Annotated in this window: 17 protein-coding genes; 6 read left to right on the top strand and 11 right to left on the bottom strand. The window is 61.9% G+C overall.

Annotated elements, in window-relative coordinates; all coding sequences use genetic code 11:
• The first annotated feature begins 58 nt into the window (after positions 1-58).
• Genes ACMUJL_RS10470 through arsJ form a run of 3 tightly spaced genes read left to right on the top strand, consistent with a single transcriptional unit; the run spans position 59 to position 3191 of the window.
• Positions 59-913: a metalloregulator ArsR/SmtB family transcription factor gene (locus ACMUJL_RS10470; protein ID WP_375568440.1), complete on the top strand. Its 855-nt coding sequence runs from the start codon at positions 59-61 to the stop codon at positions 911-913.
• A gap of 5 nt (positions 914-918) precedes the next feature.
• Positions 919-1926 carry an ArsJ-associated glyceraldehyde-3-phosphate dehydrogenase gene (locus ACMUJL_RS10465; protein ID WP_375568442.1) on the top strand — a complete coding sequence of 336 codons (1008 nt, stop codon included), beginning with the start codon at positions 919-921 and terminating at the stop codon, positions 1924-1926.
• The gene (gene arsJ, locus ACMUJL_RS10460) at positions 1923-3191 is read left to right on the top strand and encodes an organoarsenical effux MFS transporter ArsJ (RefSeq protein WP_416914248.1); all 1269 of its coding nucleotides are present in this window, start codon (positions 1923-1925) and stop codon (positions 3189-3191) included. The genes ACMUJL_RS10465 and arsJ overlap by 4 nt, the downstream gene beginning before the upstream one ends.
• Positions 3192-3379: 188 nt before the next feature.
• Here the strand turns inward: arsJ and ACMUJL_RS10455 are convergent, their stop codons facing one another.
• From ACMUJL_RS10455 to ACMUJL_RS10435, 5 genes are read right to left on the bottom strand one after another with little or no spacing between them, the layout of a single operon-like run.
• Positions 3380-4048 carry a hypothetical protein gene (locus tag ACMUJL_RS10455; protein ID WP_375568446.1) on the bottom strand — a complete coding sequence of 223 codons (669 nt, stop codon included), beginning with the start codon at positions 4046-4048 and terminating at the stop codon, positions 3380-3382.
• Positions 4045-5055 (bottom strand): helix-turn-helix domain-containing protein, encoded by a 1011-nt coding sequence (locus ACMUJL_RS10450; protein WP_375568448.1) that lies wholly within the window; start codon positions 5053-5055, stop codon positions 4045-4047. Before ACMUJL_RS10450 ends, ACMUJL_RS10455 begins: the two co-directional genes overlap by 4 nt.
• Complete coding sequence (locus tag ACMUJL_RS10445; RefSeq protein ID WP_375568450.1) at positions 5052-5477, bottom strand: VRR-NUC domain-containing protein; 426 nt, start codon at positions 5475-5477, stop codon at positions 5052-5054. The genes ACMUJL_RS10450 and ACMUJL_RS10445 overlap by 4 nt, the downstream gene beginning before the upstream one ends.
• Positions 5474-5743 (bottom strand): hypothetical protein, encoded by a 270-nt coding sequence (locus tag ACMUJL_RS10440; RefSeq protein ID WP_375568452.1) that lies wholly within the window; start codon positions 5741-5743, stop codon positions 5474-5476. Before ACMUJL_RS10440 ends, ACMUJL_RS10445 begins: the two co-directional genes overlap by 4 nt.
• Complete coding sequence (locus tag ACMUJL_RS10435; protein WP_416914247.1) at positions 5740-5985, bottom strand: transcriptional regulator; 246 nt, start codon at positions 5983-5985, stop codon at positions 5740-5742. The genes ACMUJL_RS10440 and ACMUJL_RS10435 overlap by 4 nt, the downstream gene beginning before the upstream one ends.
• Before the next feature lie 601 nt (positions 5986-6586).
• On the opposite strand from ACMUJL_RS10435, the gene ACMUJL_RS10430 reads away from it, so the two are divergent.
• On the top strand, positions 6587-7852 hold the full coding sequence (locus tag ACMUJL_RS10430) for a tyrosine-type recombinase/integrase (protein WP_375568454.1): 1266 nt from the start codon (positions 6587-6589) through the stop codon (positions 7850-7852).
• Between the two features lie 14 nt (positions 7853-7866).
• Here the strand turns inward: ACMUJL_RS10430 and ACMUJL_RS10425 are convergent, their stop codons facing one another.
• Positions 7867-8463: a hypothetical protein gene (locus ACMUJL_RS10425; protein ID WP_375568456.1), complete on the bottom strand. Its 597-nt coding sequence runs from the start codon at positions 8461-8463 to the stop codon at positions 7867-7869.
• A gap of 239 nt (positions 8464-8702) precedes the next feature.
• Between ACMUJL_RS10425 and ACMUJL_RS10420 the strand changes: the two genes are divergently transcribed.
• The gene (locus ACMUJL_RS10420) at positions 8703-9695 is read left to right on the top strand and encodes a helix-turn-helix transcriptional regulator (RefSeq protein ID WP_375568458.1); all 993 of its coding nucleotides are present in this window, start codon (positions 8703-8705) and stop codon (positions 9693-9695) included.
• Positions 9696-10075: 380 nt separating this feature from the next.
• Here the strand turns inward: ACMUJL_RS10420 and ACMUJL_RS10415 are convergent, their stop codons facing one another.
• The 5 genes from ACMUJL_RS10415 to ACMUJL_RS10395 all read right to left on the bottom strand — a co-directional run bounded on the left by ACMUJL_RS10415 (position 10076) and on the right by ACMUJL_RS10395 (position 13649).
• Entirely contained in the window at positions 10076-10543 is a 468-nt protein-coding gene (locus ACMUJL_RS10415) for a DUF411 domain-containing protein (protein WP_375573949.1), read from the bottom strand.
• A 38-nt stretch (positions 10544-10581) separates the two neighbouring features.
• On the bottom strand, positions 10582-11181 hold the full coding sequence (locus ACMUJL_RS10410; protein WP_375568460.1) for an SCO family protein: 600 nt from the start codon (positions 11179-11181) through the stop codon (positions 10582-10584).
• Positions 11163-11633: a copper chaperone PCu(A)C gene (locus ACMUJL_RS10405; RefSeq protein WP_375568462.1), complete on the bottom strand. Its 471-nt coding sequence runs from the start codon at positions 11631-11633 to the stop codon at positions 11163-11165. The genes ACMUJL_RS10410 and ACMUJL_RS10405 overlap by 19 nt, the downstream gene beginning before the upstream one ends.
• A 5-nt stretch (positions 11634-11638) precedes the next feature.
• On the bottom strand, positions 11639-12232 hold the full coding sequence (locus ACMUJL_RS10400; RefSeq protein WP_375568464.1) for an SCO family protein: 594 nt from the start codon (positions 12230-12232) through the stop codon (positions 11639-11641).
• A 91-nt stretch (positions 12233-12323) separates the two neighbouring features.
• Positions 12324-13649, bottom strand: a complete 1326-nt coding sequence (locus ACMUJL_RS10395; protein WP_375568466.1) for an Nramp family divalent metal transporter — start codon at positions 13647-13649, stop codon at positions 12324-12326.
• Between the two features lie 119 nt (positions 13650-13768).
• On the opposite strand from ACMUJL_RS10395, the gene mntR reads away from it, so the two are divergent.
• Positions 13769-14218: a manganese-binding transcriptional regulator MntR gene (gene mntR / locus ACMUJL_RS10390; protein WP_375568468.1), complete on the top strand. Its 450-nt coding sequence runs from the start codon at positions 13769-13771 to the stop codon at positions 14216-14218.
• Positions 14219-14227 lie beyond the last annotated feature (9 nt).

Raw genomic sequence — 14227 nt, 5'->3', positions numbered from 1 at the left:
CCGGGTTGTCATGAAACCTTCATTGGACGCACCCAAACACTTCCGTTAATCGGGAAGTATGGAACAGAATCGCGCCGCTCATGCCTTTGCTACACTCGGCCATCCTGGTCGGATGGCTGTCTTTCGTCTCTTGATGCGCTTTGCCCCGCAGGGCGTGCGGCCGACCGAGATCGCCGAGGCGCTCGGGATGAAACAGAACACGCTGTCCCACCATCTTGCAGACTTGACCGCGTCTTGCCTCGTGCAGGTCACGCGGGTCGGCCGATCCCTCTACTACGCCGTCGATCTCGACACGACCGAAGGCTTGATCGGCTATATCGCTCTCGATGTGGGTCGTGCCCGGCCCGATCTCCTTGCCCCCTTGCTCTCTGCCCCAAAGGACGCCGCCCAAATGGACCCGAACATCCCCGACACTGACTTCGACGTACTTTTCATCTGCTCAGGCAACTCGGCCCGCTCGATCTTTGCCGAGGCACTGCTCCGGGATCTGGGCAAGGGTAAGTTCCAAGCCTTCTCCGCCGGTACGCGCCCTAACACCGAGTTGAACCCCTTCGCGCTGGAAATCCTGAAGCGCAATGGCCATGACACTTCTGTCTTGCGGTCAAAGCACATTTCCGAATTCCAGCGGCCGGGCGCTATCGTGATGGATTTCGTCTTCACCGTCTGCGACACGGCGGCAGCCGAGGAATGTCCGCCTTGGCCGGGTCAGCCCATTACCGGCCATTGGGGCTTGCCAGACCCGGTGAAAGCAACGGGAACGGACGCAGAGAAGGCGCTTGTCTTTGCCCAGACCTACGCTGGCCTGCGGCGGCGCATCATGACCTTCGTCGAGCTGCCTTTTGAGTCGCTCAGCCGGATGTCTCTCCAATCCCGTGTTGATGCTATCGGCACTGACGCACAAGCAAAGGCCTGACCCTCATGACCCGCATCGCCCTTAACGGCCTTGGCCGCATTGGAAAGCTTGTCCTGCGCGACCTGATCGACACCGGTTCTGGCGGTGAGATCGTGCTCTTGAACGATCCCGTCGGCGATGCCGAACAGCATGCCCTGCTGATGGAATTCGACTCCGTCCACGGGCGCTGGCGCACGCCGGTCGCGGCCGGTGAAGGAGCACTGGTTCTGAACGGCCAGACAATCCGGCTGACGCATGAGAAGACTATCGAAGCACTGCCGCTGGCGGAACTGGGCGTTGATCTGATCATCGACTGTACCGGGGTCTTCAAGACCGCTGCGAAGGTAGCGCCCTACTATTCCGCTGGGGTTAAGAAGGTCGTTGTCTCTGCCCCGGTCAAGGACGGCGGCGCGCTGAACCTGGTCTACGGCGTCAACCACCATCTCTATGACGGAAGCCAGACCCTTATCACGGCCGCGTCCTGCACCACCAACTGCCTTGCCCCCGTGGTCAAGGTAATCCACGAATCCCTTGGCATACGTCACGGATCGATCACCACAATCCATGATGTGACCAACACGCAAACCATCGTGGACCGCCCGGCCAAGGACATGCGCCGCGCGCGGTCGGCGCTTTTGAACCTGATCCCGACCACGACGGGCAGCGCCACGGCGATTACACTGATCTACCCCGAACTCAAAGGCCGTCTGAACGGCCACGCCGTGCGGGTGCCGCTCTTGAATGCCTCGCTGACCGATTGCGTCTTCGAGGTGGAGCGGGCGACCACGGTCGAGGAAGTGAACGCGCTGTTCAAGGCCGCCGCCGAGGGGCCGCTGAAGGGCATTCTGGGTTATGAAACGCGCCCGCTGGTGTCCTGCGACTTCACCAACGATCCGCGGTCGTCGATAATTGACGCGCTATCGACCATGGTCATCAACGGCACGCAGGTGAAGATCTACGCCTGGTATGACAATGAGTGGGGCTATTCCTGCCGCCTCGCCGACATCGCGCGGATGGTCGCGGGGTCGCTGTGACCGAAGCCGTGACTACGGCCGCCCCGCCACCGAACCCGCTTCGCGCCTATGCCGCCGTTACAGCGGCCTATTGGGCCTTCATGCTGTCCGACGGCGCACTGCGGATGCTGGTGCTGTTGCATTTCAACAGCTTGGGCTTCACGCCGATCCAGCTTGCCTGGCTGTTCCTGCTTTATGAAGTGGCGGGGATCGTGACCAATCTCGCTGCCGGCTGGCTAGCTGCCCGCTTCGGTTTGGCCGCAACGCTCTATGGCGGGCTGGCCTTGCAGATCGCAGCACTTGTGGCACTTGCCCAGCTTGATCCCACGTGGGGAGTTGCTGCTTCGGTCGCATTCGTCATGGCGGTGCAGGGCGTCTCGGGCGTGGCCAAGGATCTGGCCAAGATGTCCTCGAAATCCGCAGTGAAACTGCTGGCGCCCAAGGAGGACGGTGGCCTTTTCCGCTGGGTGGCGCTGCTGACCGGGTCGAAGAATGCGGTGAAGGGGCTGGGCTTCTTCCTCGGCGCGGCCCTTCTGGCTCTGGCAGGTTTTCAGACAGCGGTCTGGGGCATGGCGGCGGTGCTTGCGGTCATCCTGCTTGCCGTTGTTCTGTTCCTTCCCGCCGGCCTTCCGGGTCGGATGAAATCGGACGAAGCCTGGGGCGGCTGGCGGTCGAAGGATTTCCGGGTAAACCGCCTGTCGCTGGCCCGCATGTTCCTTTTCGGTGCGCGCGATGTGTGGTTTGTCGTCGGCATCCCGGTTTACTTCCAATCCGTCCTATCTGACGGAACGGCCGAAGGCAGGCGCGAGGCGTTCTTTCTGATCGGCAGCTTCCTTGCGCTCTGGATCATCGCCTATGGCGCGGTGCAGGCTTTTGCCCCACGGCTTCTGGGTGGCAAAGGGCAACCCGAGGCCGAGACTACCCGCAAGGCCATTCTCTGGGCCGGACTTCTGGTGCCGATCCCATTCCTGCTGGCAGGGGCGGCTTGGGCGGCCGACGGACCCGCGCCTTGGCTTACCGCCACGCTGATCGCGGGCCTTTTGCTGTTCGGCTTTGTCTTTGCGGTCAATTCTTCGGTCCATTCCTATTTGATCCTCGCCTTCGGATCGGCGGAACGGATCACAAGAGATGTGGGGTTCTACTACATGGCCAACGCAGCGGGCCGGCTCATCGGAACGCTTCTATCTGGACTGAGCTATCAGGTCGGTGATTTGCCGCTTTGCCTCACCACAGCGGGCTTGATGGCACTCGCCTCCTGGCTGGCTGCAAGGCGCCTCAGCGCGTGAGGAGTATCAGTGCGGCCGAGGCTAACACCTCGCTCGCTGCCCTCAGTCAGATCGCGTTTTGCCAACATAGCAACTCATCATAGCCTGTAAGTTCGAACATGGTGAGCGAAAGGTTGGACACTATCACTGAGGTGGAGAGTCCATCTACGACGGCAGCAAACGTACGCTCCCCACCTCGCTTATTGTGATCACCGCGGCACCCATGGAGCGGCCTTTGGCAACCCGCTGGACAATACAACCTCGATAAGCATGCCGCCACCGACAAGCCCGTCCAATATCCACTCCAGCGCTTGCCACCAATCTTGATATGCGCGCCTCACGGCCTCAATCTGCCTTGCATCTGGCCGAAACGCTACTGGGCAGGCACGAACCTCCACGCTGCGCCATTTCCCTTTGATCAAAACCCGCTCGTTGCCGACAACCACGCTGACAGCGCGATCGCCATGCCGGTTGCGCTTGATGTCGGCCGGTACGCAGCGAGGCACAGCGCCCGGCATCCAGTCCGGTGTCAGCCCAGCGCGTGCGAGCTCGGCCACGCGGATCGCCATGCGTTTGCCGCCAAGGCTGTCAGGCAAGCCTGCCACTGTGGCAGCGATGACCTCTGCGTCCTCGTGCGTGTAGCCACCGATTTTATGCTGACCGCCGTCCACTTTGCATCCGAGGGTCGCCCGCTGTAGCAGCACGTACTCGAGCCCGAAGCCAAATCCGTGCCCGCGCTCTGGATCGGGTGGCATGGGTAGTTCAAGCTGGGCATGTTCAACGCGGAAGGCCCATTCCAAAGCCTGCTGGACAGACATGGTACGACGCGGGCGCCCGGTCCTACCGGTGTTCGCGTGCAGTTTACGGTCGTGGTTCATCGGATCCCCCGCTCACGGAGGCGCTCAGCCGTTGCCAGTCCGCGGGCCAGCATGGTGTCGCGCATCGTGTTCGAAATTGCGCTGACGGGCAGGTAGCGATCGGAGTTGACGATCTCGGCGTAAAAGGCTGGCAAATCGATGATTGGCTTGGCCACAGGCGCAGCGCCTTGCTTTGGCTTTCGCCGCTTTCTTGCCGTGTCATCCACCTTGTGCTGGGCAGCGCGCTTCATGGCGCGGTCTAGCGCCTTGGGCCCATCGGGCGGTTCAGGGTGTTCCTGTCTTGACGCTTTCGCGGCTTCGAGCACTTCCGCCTTGGTGAGCCTGAGTTCGTCGCACCAGCGCTGAACATGTTTGCGTGGTGGCCAGCCTTGCCACCAGCCGGGCAGGGCGCCGTCGGGGTCAAAACCGAGCACGGCCAGCAACTCTTCGAAAAATTCATCGCTGATGCCGTCGCGCGCCTGCGCGTCCTCCTCCTCCTTTACTGGTTTACTTAAAGGTTCTCTTACAAGGTTAGTGTCCGGATTCCGGACACGGCTCGGGCCATTTTCCGGACACGGGTCGCGGTCAAAATCGGACACGGCTCGCCCTTCGCACCCGTGTCCGGATTTCGGACACGGCTCTGGCAAGCCTAGGCTTTCAACCTCAGAAGTTGCTGTATCCACACAGCTTTCTTGGGTGTCTGCCGCACCGTGTCCGGTTTCCGGACACGGCTCAGCATCATCCTGTGTGAAGCCAGGCTCGAACCCCAGAATATAGCGGGTGGGCATCTGGCGCTTGGTGACGGGATGCAGGCGCGGGACACGGCGCAAGAGCCCTGCCGCTTCAAGCTGGCCGAGATGTTCATTCAGGGTCGATCGGCTGATCTCGCAATCCTCGGCCAGCCTGTCTTGCGAGGGGAAACAGCCATAGTCCGGGTTGTAGCGGTCACACAGATGCCAGAGCACGATCTTCGTTGCGGGTTTCAATCCCCGCTGTTTGATTGCCCAGTTGGTGGCGGCATGGCTCATGGAGCGGACCTCCGCGCTGGGCTGGAGCCGTTGCCCTGTGACGCGTCAGGCAGCGAAACACGGCTGGCGAAGCCATGATCGGCGAGCGCGCCCATCGCATCGTCCAGGGACCGCACCAGCGCCCAGCCAAAACCCTGCGCCAAGACGGCATCGCGAAATGTCTCCTGCGCAGGACTGAGCCTGCCCTTGAGGGATTTCAGCTCCAAAAAGAGCACGCGCCCTTCGCAGAGCACCATCAAATCGGCAAAGCCGGGATGGAGGCCCATGCCAATCAGGATAGCTTGGCGCTTGGCCCCGCGAGGCCCAGGCTCAGTCACTTCATTGGCGCAATGATGAATGATGGCCGTACGTGGCAGTGCAAAGCGCAGGGCTGTGACCACAGTGCGTTGCAGATCCGCTTCGGGTGTGCCGCGGCGATTCATGACCGACCCTCCGGCTCTGATCGCGTGCGATCGAAGCGCCCAGGGGATTTGGCATCAAGAACCACCAACAGGATCCGCGCGTCTTCGCGCTCGGCCTGGGTCTCGCCATGCTGGACCAGAACATTGCAGGCCAGCCGGATCAAATAATACGAATGGTTCAGGACATCGGCGACGACAATGCGCGCCTCGCGCCGTCTTTCGTCAATCCAGTCCTGACGGACTTGATCGCGCCTTGGGTGCTTGCGGAAGGGCAGGGGGATGCTCATCGCCGCGCCCCCATGCGACGGGGGGCAGGTGCTTCCTGCTGCATGAGCCAGTCCTGCACAGCATCGCGGCGATAGTAGATCTTTCGCCCAGCGCGCACACAGGGCGGCCCGAAGCGCAGCTTTTCCCAACGATGCAGGGTTTCGACGGTGACCTCGAGTTCAAGGGCGAGGTCGAGGCGGCTAATCCAGCCGCACATCAGGCGGGTCGTCCCAGATCGGGGGGAGGTGCCAAGTTCTGTCATCCGGTCTCTCCTGGTTATCGCCCGACACGGGCGGAGTTCAGGTCTTCAGAAGCGCAGAGACGGAGGGGTGGCGGGAAGGCAGTGACCGGCGGTGATGCTCCAAAAGCTTGCCGGTCACTGATATTGCTGGATTTTTCCGGAGAGGTGGGGTGGTGACATCAATCGTAAGCAATTGCCCGGAAGGCACGTGCGCACCGTGAGATGGCGTTCGAGGGCGTGTCACGCAGCCGATTTACAAGATTTCGCAGTGTTTCCCTGACATTGACGCGCAATCGCGTGGATTGAACCAACCGGCAAGGGGTTCGGACCCTTGCCGGTCATTGATTTAAAACGAAATTTACAGATTTGGCGGTCGATGAGAGCAGATCGGGGCGTCCGGATCGTCTCTGGCACTGTCCCCACGAGGCTCTTGCCGCGGATTCTGCCACAGATTCGCAGGGCACGGGCTGCGGTTGCCCGGGATTTTTGCTGTAATTTCAATGACCGGCAGCCTTTTGGCGCATCAATGCCGGTCATCGCCTATGCGCCGGTCTGGTGCTTATGCTTCGCTTGATAAGCCTGCGTATCTACGCCTGTGTCATGCGCAAAAGGAGGCGATAACATGGTCAACCGATTGCGATTGAATGATAAAATAGTGCGTGAGCAGATTCCGGAAGAGGATCGTGATTTCCAGGTGTTCGACACGGAAATCCGCGGGCTGTCCATCCGCGTCATGCGGTCGGGCGAGAGGTCCTTCGTTCTGGACTATCGCTTCGCAGGGCGGCAGCGCCGCATGGTGATCGGACGCTGGCCGGAGTGGAGCGTGACGGCGGCGCGTGAACGGGCACGCGAGCTGCGCCGCGTCATTGACGAGGGCAGCGATCCTCTAGGTGAACGTGGCGCGCTGCGCGAGGCGCCTCGGTTCAAGGACATGATCGAACGCTATCTGGCCGAGCATGCGTCCACATTGGCCCCCTTGAGCGCGTCCGATCAGAAATCATTCCTGACCAAGCTGGTGGCACCGCATTGGGCCAACAAGCTGGTTACGGAAATCACCCCGCAAGACGTCGTGAAACTTCTGAACATCATCGCCCAAGGTCGAGCGCGCCCATCGAAGGCGAAGCCCAACAACCGCGCGCGCAAGCTGCAAGGCAAGAAGCCCACCCCGATCCGCGCCAATCGCGTCGGAGAGACGCTACGCAAGATGTTCAACCTTGCCGTCCAGTGGGGCTGGCGCGCCGACAATCCGGCGTCAGGGTTCAAAAAACGTATCGAGACGGCGCGGGAGCGCTTCCTGTCACATGAGGAAATCGCGCGGCTGGCCGAGGTTCTGGATGCGGCCGAAGATCAGCGCGCCGCCAGCATTATTCGGATTTGCATGCTGACTGGCGCTCGCGTTGGCGAAGTGCGTCAGGCACGGTTCGAGCAATTCAATCTCGAACTCGGGATCTGGTCAAAGCCAGCAGCTACCACCAAGCAGCGCAAGGTTCACAGGGTGCCGATCTCTGCCGATGTGGCCGCGATCGTGCGTCAGCGGGCACTGGTCGTGCGCAAGAAGAACCCATGGCTGTTCCCGGGCGATGTGCCAGGCCAGCCCGTCAAGGAAATCCGCCGCTTCTGGATCAATGTGCAACGAGAGGCAAATCTGCCCGACGTCCGCATCCACGACCTGCGCCACACCTTCGCGTCGCTTCTGGTCAGCGGTGGAGCCTCGCTCGAAATGATCGGCAAACTGCTCGGGCACAGCCAGATCCAGACCACCCTGCGCTACGCGCATCTGATGGAGTCGCCCCTGCGTGCAGGAGTCGATGCTGTAGCTGGTATGTTCCGACCGCGCCCAAAGATCGTTCATGATGCGGATGCCGCGGTGGAAGCCAAGCGCGCCTGAGATATCTGGGCCGCTTACTTCTCGTCGCGCAGGGCACGCCAAAAGGGGCGCAGACGGCGGCGGATGGTGCTCTCATCCGGCACGTCGCCGTTTTCGGCAACATCGGCAAACCAGTCCTGCAGTTCTCCGATCAGTTCCGCCTGAGTGTCGGGGATGCCATGCTCGTGGATGCGCTTTAGCAAAGTGACATACATGCCTTCCCAATCATAGGGAGAGAGCGCGCCGGTGCCGCCGCCAATGCGGCGCAGCAGATCGTACTCGTCCTCGAAGCGCAGCACGTCTTGGCCGCTGATCAGCAGGTCCGCGATTGAGACTTCGACGCCATCGGCAGGCTCGGTGATGTAACACCACTCGTCTGAATGCTCTGGCTTGATCCGCTGCAGCTTGATGACCGTCGGTCCAGTTCCTGTACGGCGAAAGAGGGGCAACATGTCCATCGGCGAGATCGTGATCTTGCCAGAGACCTTTTCGTTTTCGCAGGTCGCGATCGGAATGCCTGTCACGATGTCCAGTTTGCCCTCGGTGGCCCAGCCGCCAATGTCAGCAATGGTGCAGCCCCATCGCGAGGCTGTTTCGTGAAGGGTGAAGAATGCTCTGGGGGGTAACGCCATGTAGACTCCTTTTCTCGTTCTGAGCTGACGCGGCATGCCGCCATGGGATGATGGGGCACCGTCAGGGGGTGATGTGAGGAAGGAGGCGTCCAAGCAGTCGAGTGATGAAGGCGTGCTTTGACCAAGGTGCTCCAGGCACCTGTCAAATTCTTCAATCGTTCAGCATGATTACGACGAATCGCCCTCAAATACTCTATAACGCAGGTGCTACGTCAAAAACTGTCGGGGAGGCGCGCAGCATGTCGTTTCAGAAGGCACAGGACCTGTTGAAGCTGGCTGGCCTGTCAGCCGGAAGGCATCGCGGCATCAGCGTGAAGGAGGTCGCCGAGGAATTCCGCGTCAATGAGCGCACGGCCCAGCGCATGATCTATGCCCTGAAAGAGGTGTTTCCGAGTATTTCGCACCAGACCGACACCGATCGGCGCCGAAGATGGAAGCTGCGTGACACGAGCATGCTGGGCATGCAGGGCATATATGAACGTGAACTGATCGCGCTCGAGATGAGTATCCGGCGGGCTGAGCGTGAAGGGGCCCCGGTAGATGCCAGCGCCCTGCGTACTTTGCGCGACCGATTGGTGGCGACGCTACCTTCCACCCATGCGCGAAAGACCGAAGTGGATGCAGAGGCGATCCTCGAGGCAAAGGGTTATGCCTGTCGCCCAGGCCCCAAGGTGAAAACCTCATATGACGTTATGCTTATCGTCTCGGCCGCGCTGAGAGGTCCCTTCCGGCTTGTCATTCAGTACCAGGGCACACAAGATCCCGAGCCGCTCCGGCGCGTGATCGAACCCTACGGCCTTCTCCTGGGGACGCGGCATTACCTGATCGCGCGTGACACGGCAAAGGACGCGTCGTTGCGCCGGTTCCGTTTAGACCGGGTCGGGCACGTCGAGATCACCAATGAGTGGTTCGAGAAAGACAAGGATTTCAGCCTCGAAGCCTATGCGGCCCAATCCTTCGGGTCGTTTCACGCGGATGCAGAGGTTTCCCGCGTCGTCTGGCGCTTCAGCCCGGCTGCTGCGGCAGCCGCGCGCGAGTTTGAGTTCCACCCGAAGCAGGAGATTGTCGAGCAGGACGATGGCGGCCTGCTTGTAATTTTCGAGGCCAGTGGACTGGTTGAAATGGCCTGGCATCTCTACAAGTGGGGCGATGCGGTCGATGTGATCGAGCCGGCCGTGCTGCGGGAGATGGTGGCGAGTTTTCAAAACAGCAGGATCACCGTGCTTCCTTGAGTGGCTTGGCTGTGCGTCGTCTGGTGGGCCGCCACGTGCATGGTTGCAGAGGGCGGAAAGCGGTCAGTCGCTAAGGTCATCATGAATGGCAGCTTCGCCCTCTCGCGCGCCTGCTGACTGGTCACCGACCCGCTGGCCGGCTGGATCGGCGCCGGTGCCCGGTCTGTGCGTCACGGCGCTCATCGGCGCGGCTGGCCTCGTTGCAGTGCTGCGCCTATGGCCCGCGAACGATCAGACGATCTTGCGGCACGACCTTCCTGACCTGCCCGCCGATTATCTCCACCTGTGAGAACACGGGCCCCACCACACCCATGCCGTCTTCATCGACAACCTGCATCGCCGTTGGCCAAAGGCGGCATGAAACACGGCCGACACAATTGTCAGGCGGCCAGATAGCGGGTGAAGACCTCGTCTGAGCCATCGCGGCGGATCAGCAGGACGTCGTAGGCCTCACGCTGACTTTCAGGTCCCATTCCGGGCGATCCATAGGGCATCCCCGGAACGGCAAGCCCGACCGCGTCCGGACGCTCCTCAAGCAGGCGCCTGATATCGTTCGCAGGGACATGGCCTTCGAGCACATAGCCCTCGATCATCCCTGTGTGGCAGGAGATCATTCTTTGCGGTACGCCCACTTCGGCCTTGTAGGTCATCAGGAGAGTGCCGTAGCGCTCCTCGTCCGTCACGGTGAAACCCTCGTCCCGAAGATAGGCGACCCAGGCGTTGCAGCATTCGCAGCCGGTTCCCTTGACGACATGGATCGACGGTCCCGCGCTGCGCACCGGACTGGCCGCGAAAGCCGCGACGGCGAGGCCGGACAGCAGCATTGTGCGGCGGGTCAGAAGGGGCATGTTGGTCATGTGGCTCTCCGGAAAAACAGGTGTGGCTGTCAGGTCAGAACCCTGCGGATCTTTGGCAGGGCGAAGCGGCGGTCCTCGTGGTAGTCGATGATGCTCGCAAAGCGTCCGTCGGCGCGGAACAGGAACACGCCAGCGGTGTGATCCATGGTGTAATCTCCATCGCGGGGCACCTTTTCGATCCGGGCGCGGAAGCCTGCGACGGCGCGTTCGACCTCAGCCAGCGGACCGGTCAGGCCGGTAATCCGCGGATCGAAGTTCGCCAGGTAGTCGGCCAGAACCTGCTGTGTATCCCGTTCGGGATCGACGGTGATGAAGACGGTGTTCAGCCGGTCGGCGTCGGGCCCGAGCTGTTCCAGCCAGCCCGAGATCTCGCTGAGGGTGGTCGGGCAGACGTCAGGGCACCAGGTGAAGCCGAAGAAGGCCATGGTCGGGCGGCCGATCCAGTCTGCCGGGCGCACCGGTTCACCGCGATGGTTGGTCAGGGCAAAGTCCATCTCGCCGATGGGCAGTGGCAGCAGCGCGGCAGGCGACTGCACCCGGTTGCGGCTTTGCCACCAGCCAAGGCCGAGCGTGAAGGCCAGCGCCGCGCTCGCGCCTCCCAGGCCAAGGATCAGTTGGCGTCGTCGCAATCCGGACCCTCCGCCCGCAGGGACAGAACCTCGACATTGACGACGACTTCGCCTGCATTCTGGAAAGTCAGCGTCACCGGGAAAATGTCGCCTTCGGCCAGTGTCGCGGTCAGGCCCATCAACATCCCGTGATAGCCGCCGGGCGCCATCTCGACGGTTTGGCCAGCCGGAACCAGGATCGACATGGCATGCGGCATTGAGGCGATGCCGTCGGTCACCACGGTTTCGTGCAGCATCGGCATGCCAGCCGCAGGTGTCGCGATGCCGATCAGCGCATCATCGGTGCTGCCGTTGTTGGTGATCTCGACATAGAAGACGCCCGGGCGATCTGCGCCGATGGTGGCGCGGGACCAGGCGTGTTCGATGGTCAAATCGCCTAGGGTGAAGGTTTCACAGGCAAGCACGGGGGTGGCGGACAAGGCGAGGAGGGCCGAGAGGATCAGGGATTTCATGCGGGTCACAATCTGGGTTGAAGGTCGGCAAGGATATCGGTAGCGGGCGTGCCGTAGGTGAACTGACGCAACCAGTCGCCTTCTGGGCTAATCAAGTAGAGCGCCGGGCTGTGCGACATTGTGTAGCCGTCGGGGGCGGCGGCATCACCCTCGCGCGCGTAGAAGATGCGGAAGCTGTCCGCTGCGGCGCGGGTCTGTGCCTCGTCCCCGGCAAGCCCGATGATCGACGGGTGGAACGCCGCGGTGAACTCGGCCAGCCCCAGCCTGCGATCCCGTTCGGGGTCGATCGAGATGAACAGTGGCTGCACAAGGGCAGCATCGTCACCAAGATCGTCCATCACCTGCGCCACTTCGGAAAGCGTCGTCGGACAGACGTCCGGGCAGTTGGTGAAGCCGAAGAAGACCAGAAGATGCTGGCCCGTAAACTCGGCAGGGGTGCGCATCCGCCCTGCCGCATCCGGCAGCGTGAAGGTCGGCCGGAAGGCGGCTTGCGGGACAGCCTCTGGCGTGCGGTTTGGCAACAGCACGAGGAGCCCATAGGCCAGCGTGGCAAGTCCCGCCGCCGCCCAGAGGATTTTCTGTAACCTTGTCAACCGCATCAGTATCCTGCCTCATAATAACCCTCTACCTAAAACCTCCAGCCGCTTGAGGTTCAAGCCCGAATTCGTGCTCTCACCGAAGTGTGAAGGGTCATCCCATGAGCACGGTCGACAAGAGGTTCACGTTCAGCACGATGATAACGGCGGCGATCAACCAGCAGAGGCCGGTCAGCCAGCGGGGGGCGACCAGATTACCCATCTTGGCGCGGCTGGCGGTGAACATGACCAGCGGCACGATGGCGAAAGGTAGCTGGAAGGACAGCACGACCTGACTGAGGATCAAGAGTTCCCCCACACCTTCACTTCCGTAAAGCAGGATCACGAAGACCGCCGGGATGATGGCAAGGCCTCGGGTGATCAGCCGCCGCGCCCAAGGGGCGATGCGCAGGTTGATGAAACCTTCCATCACGATCTGTCCGGCCATGGTGGCGGTGACAGTGGAGTTCAGGCCAGCACATAGCAGCGCGACGCCGAACAGGACCGGCGCGAGCGACGAGCCGAGCAAGGGCTCCAGCAACAGATGCGCCTTGTCGATCTCGGCCACATCGTTTTGACCCACGGTGTAGAACGCTGCGGCGGCCAGGATCAGGATCGAGGCATTGATCGTCAGCGCGAACATCAGGGCGATGGTGCTGTCCCAAGTCGCCAACCGCAGCGCCTCGCGCTTCGAGGGCAGATCAAGCCCGAAGGCGCGGGTCTGAACGATGCCCGAATGCAGGTAGAGGTTATGCGGCATGACTGTCGCCCCGATGATGCCAAGTGCGAGGTAGAGCATCGTCGGGTTGTTGAAGATCTCGCGGCTTGGGGCAAAGCCTGCGATGACCTCGCCCCAGACCGGATCGGCCTGCGCGATCAGCACGACAAAGCAGGCGGCGATCAGCGCCATCAGCGAGATGATCAGCGCCTCGATCCAGCGGAACCCCTTGTTCTGCAGCCACAATATCAGGAACACGTCGGCGGCGGTGATGAAGATGCCGATCTCGAGCGGAATGCCGAACAAGAGGTTCAGGCCGATGGCGGTGCCAATCACCTCGGCCAGATCGGTGGCGATGATCGCCAGTTCGGCAAAAATCCAGAGTGGGATCGACATCCATTTCGGGAACGCATCGCGGCAGGCTTGCGCCAGATCACGGCCCGAGGCGACCGCCAGCCGGGCGCACAGCGACTGCAGCAGGATCGCCATGATGTTCGACAGCAGGGCAACGAAGAGGAGCGTGTAGCCGAAGGCCGCCCCACCCGCCAGCGAGGTCGCCCAGTTGCCGGGGTCCATATAGCCCACCGCCACCAGATAGCCGGGACCGATGAAGGCGAGGAACCGGCGGAAGCGGCTGGTGCCGCCGTTGCCGACGGCGATGGTGCGGAACACTTCGGAAAGCGACGGCGTCTCGCGCTCCTGCCGCCAGGCATTGGTCGTCATGGCTCTTCGCACTCCTGGCTTGACCACGATCCCGACAAGACTGGCGCATAAAGTTAGACAGTGCTAACATTTTGCCCCGCGCCTTTACTTGTCAATCCATCCCGTGCGACACTGAACGGATGACAGAGTTCGATCCTGCACCCCAAGCCACCTCGGATGACCGGCCTGCGGACCTGCGCGCCGGGGCGTTTCAAGGTGTGCGCGAAGCCCGACGCAATGAACTGGCCGAGGACTATGTCGAACTGATCGCCGAACCGATCCACGATCAGGGCGAGGCGCGCCCGGTGGACATCGCCGCCCGGCTTGGCGTGAAGGTGCCGACCGTGAGCAAGACCCTCGACCGTCTCGCGCGGGAGGGGCTGATCACCCGCGCGAAGTATCGGTCGGTCTTTCTGACAGAGTCGGGCCGCGCGCTGGCGAAGGAATGCCGGAGGCGGCACGAGATCGTGTTGCGCTTTCTCATCAGCCTCGGCCTTGATCCCGAGACAGCGGAACGCGATGCCGAAGGTATCGAGCATCACGTCAGCCAGCGGACGCTGGCGCTCTTCTCGGCCTTCGCCAGCAAGTAGCCCGGCGGA

The organism is Seohaeicola sp., assembly GCF_048006315.1.
GTDB lineage: Bacteria > Pseudomonadota > Alphaproteobacteria > Rhodobacterales > Rhodobacteraceae > Seohaeicola.
This window is presented reverse-complemented; position numbering and strand designations above follow the sequence as displayed.

Coding starts and splice junctions, on each gene's coding strand:
- ACMUJL_RS10415 (WP_375573949.1), bottom strand. CDS start 10,543: ATGCCCCTTCTGACCCGCCGCACAATGCTGCTGTCCGGCCTCGCCGTC.
- mntR (WP_375568468.1), top strand. CDS start 13,769: ATGACAGAGTTCGATCCTGCACCCCAAGCCACCTCGGATGACCGGCCT.
- ACMUJL_RS10445 (WP_375568450.1), bottom strand. CDS start 5,477: ATGAATCGCCGCGGCACACCCGAAGCGGATCTGCAACGCACTGTGGTC.
- ACMUJL_RS10405 (WP_375568462.1), bottom strand. CDS start 11,633: ATGAAATCCCTGATCCTCTCGGCCCTCCTCGCCTTGTCCGCCACCCCC.
- ACMUJL_RS10430 (WP_375568454.1), top strand. CDS start 6,587: ATGGTCAACCGATTGCGATTGAATGATAAAATAGTGCGTGAGCAGATT.
- ACMUJL_RS10455 (WP_375568446.1), bottom strand. CDS start 4,048: ATGAACCACGACCGTAAACTGCACGCGAACACCGGTAGGACCGGGCGC.
- ACMUJL_RS10400 (WP_375568464.1), bottom strand. CDS start 12,232: ATGCGGTTGACAAGGTTACAGAAAATCCTCTGGGCGGCGGCGGGACTT.
- ACMUJL_RS10420 (WP_375568458.1), top strand. CDS start 8,703: ATGTCGTTTCAGAAGGCACAGGACCTGTTGAAGCTGGCTGGCCTGTCA.
- ACMUJL_RS10395 (WP_375568466.1), bottom strand. CDS start 13,649: ATGACGACCAATGCCTGGCGGCAGGAGCGCGAGACGCCGTCGCTTTCC.
- ACMUJL_RS10440 (WP_375568452.1), bottom strand. CDS start 5,743: ATGAGCATCCCCCTGCCCTTCCGCAAGCACCCAAGGCGCGATCAAGTC.
- ACMUJL_RS10435 (WP_416914247.1), bottom strand. CDS start 5,985: ATGACAGAACTTGGCACCTCCCCCCGATCTGGGACGACCCGCCTGATG.
- ACMUJL_RS10470 (WP_375568440.1), top strand. CDS start 59: ATGGAACAGAATCGCGCCGCTCATGCCTTTGCTACACTCGGCCATCCT.
- ACMUJL_RS10465 (WP_375568442.1), top strand. CDS start 919: ATGACCCGCATCGCCCTTAACGGCCTTGGCCGCATTGGAAAGCTTGTC.
- ACMUJL_RS10425 (WP_375568456.1), bottom strand. CDS start 8,463: ATGGCGTTACCCCCCAGAGCATTCTTCACCCTTCACGAAACAGCCTCG.
- ACMUJL_RS10450 (WP_375568448.1), bottom strand. CDS start 5,055: ATGAGCCATGCCGCCACCAACTGGGCAATCAAACAGCGGGGATTGAAA.